This window comes from Sphingomonas sp. EC-HK361, assembly GCF_902498785.1.
Classification (GTDB): domain Bacteria; phylum Pseudomonadota; class Alphaproteobacteria; order Sphingomonadales; family Sphingomonadaceae; genus Sphingomonas.
In genome coordinates this window covers 1-1,964 of record NZ_LR701487.1, presented here as the reverse complement: position 1 = coordinate 1,964, position 1,964 = coordinate 1, and the positions used below count along the sequence as shown (strand labels likewise).

At 66.7% G+C, this 1,964-nt stretch carries 4 protein-coding genes, 1 other RNA gene and 1 pseudogene; all 6 read left to right on the top strand.

Translation table 11 applies throughout. The annotated features are described in order from the left end of the window. Window positions 1-394 (top strand): annotated as a pseudogene (locus tag BOS5A_RS00030) (aminotransferase); the annotation flags it as partial. Next, window positions 391-720 carry a 2Fe-2S iron-sulfur cluster-binding protein gene (locus BOS5A_RS00025; protein WP_151953189.1) on the top strand — a complete coding sequence of 110 codons (330 nt, stop codon included), beginning with the start codon at window positions 391-393 and terminating at the stop codon, window positions 718-720. The pseudogene BOS5A_RS00030 and the gene BOS5A_RS00025, both read left to right, overlap by 4 nt. Before the next feature lie 52 nt (window positions 721-772). After that, window positions 773-1,060, top strand: a complete 288-nt coding sequence (locus BOS5A_RS00020; protein WP_151953188.1) for a sulfur globule protein precursor — start codon at window positions 773-775, stop codon at window positions 1,058-1,060. Window positions 1,061-1,151: 91 nt separating this feature from the next. Beyond that, window positions 1,152-1,340, top strand: a complete 189-nt coding sequence (locus BOS5A_RS00015) for a hypothetical protein (protein WP_151953187.1) — start codon at window positions 1,152-1,154, stop codon at window positions 1,338-1,340. A 45-nt stretch (window positions 1,341-1,385) separates the two neighbouring features. Beyond that, window positions 1,386-1,480: signal recognition particle sRNA small type (ffs, locus tag BOS5A_RS00010), an RNA gene on the top strand. A 197-nt stretch (window positions 1,481-1,677) separates the two neighbouring features. Beyond that, window positions 1,678-1,827, top strand: a complete 150-nt coding sequence (locus BOS5A_RS00005) for a hypothetical protein (protein ID WP_199857142.1) — start codon at window positions 1,678-1,680, stop codon at window positions 1,825-1,827. The last annotated feature ends 137 nt before the right edge of the window (window positions 1,828-1,964 follow it).

Sequence of the window (1,964 nt, the reverse complement as noted above, 5' to 3'; positions counted from 1 at the left end):
GTGTATAAGGGACAGGGGGGTGGGTGCGTGTGGGGAGGGCGATACGTTCATTGCGGGCCAACCCACCCCCGACCCTTGCCTTCCAGGGAGGGGAGTGTGGACGATCAACGGTTCCAGCGGTCACCGCTATCACGGCAACCTCAACATCCGCCGCGACGGCCTCGACGTCGCGCGCCTCATGTCCGATTGCCGCGACATCGCCTTTTCCGCAGGGTCGGCCTGCGCCAGCGGATCGGGGCGGGCCAGTCACGTGCTGCGCGCGATCGGCCTCAGCGAGACACAAGCGCGGTCATCGATCCGGTTGGGGTTCGGCCGCTACACGACGGAGGACGAACTGGCGACCGCGATCGACCGCATCGTGGCGGCGGCGGACTCGCAGAGGCTGGCTGCATGAAGGTCCGCTTCATCCAGCGCGACGGCACGGTCAGCGAAGTGACGGCCGCGGACGGCGCGCGCCTGCTCGACATTGCGCAGGCGGACAATCAGCCGCTCGAGGGCACCTGCGAAGGCGACATGGCGTGCGCGACCTGTCACGTCATCGTCGCGGCCGAGGATTTCGCCCGGCTACCCCCGGCCAGCGAGGAGGAGGAGGACATGCTCGACCTCGCTTATGGCGCGACACGGACGAGCCGGCTGTCGTGCCAGATCACGCTGAACGAAGCGCTGGGGACGCTGACCGTGACGATTCCCGGCGGTTCACGGAACATGCAGGGACGCTGACCCATTATTCCCGTGCCCGCGTATTCGGGCGAGTAACTACGGGAGAAGGCCCATGAAAATCCTTGCGCTTACTGCCGCCGGCCTCTTGTCGGCAATGGCACTCACCCCGATCCAGGCCGATGCGCAGCCGCGCCACGGCTGGCATGGCGACAGGGGGTGGCATGGCAGTCACGGTTGGCGCGGCCATCGCGGCTGGGACCGTGGACGGCATTACGGGTGGCGCGGCGGGCGCTACTATCGCGGCGGTTATGGCGGCTATTATCGCCCGCGCGGCCGTGTCGTCTGCCGTATTCATCGCGGCTATTACGGCCCCGTCCGCCGGTGCTCGCGCGTCTGGTGATGCGCTCCTGCGCGGCCGATCCGGCCGCGCGGGAACCGTGTGACCGTAACGGCATTGTCACGGTGCCGTAACGGCATAGGGAGAAGATGCGATGAAGTTACTAGCATTCGTAGCTGCGGGCCTGGTCGCGGCCGCCGCCATCACCCCGACCCCGTCGGTCGCTCAGCCGCGTCACGGCTGGCACGGTGGCGGGCGCTGGCACTGGAAGACGGTGTGCACGACCCGCTGGCGGCATCACCGCCGGGTCCGCGTCTGCCGCCGGGTGCGCACCCGCTGGTAGGGCGATAAAGGCTTGATCACGCCGCCCGGGGCCATCATATGGCCCGCGGGAGTCGGGCGGACGTGGTCGTCGCCAACCCGGTCAGGTCCGGAAGGAAGCAGCCGCAACGATTTCGCCCCGGGTCGTCCGGCTCCCACCGCGCAGCTTGCGAGAGAGCGGCTGCGCCGCTCCACGCAAGCAAGCGCGGCCGGCGGGGCAACGCCCCGTCCGACGACGCGGGCTTTGCCCGCGGCGTTACGATCTTCATAAAACGCAGAAAATGCCGCCACTTATTGCCGTTTTCGAGCGGATCGGCGTCCTGAATTGCGGCCATTGATCGATCTGGTATTCACGCTGGATGGATATGATTTACATGGCGTTCGCTGAAACGATCATGCCTTGGGTCGAAGATCGCTTCGGCAGGGTCGCCGCAGTTTCTGCTGCGATCGCCTTGGTGACATTGCCTGTAGCCGGGATCGTGGTTGCGATCTTCTTGATCGCCAAATGAGGACTGCCGCTGCTCATTGCGGGCGTCCCAATTCCTCCTCCGCAAGGGGGAAGATTGGTTAGCTGACGACCGCTCTCGACCACAGCCCCCTGTCTTACACCCCCCGCGCCCGCTAAGCTCGCCGCATGCAGCGCCCC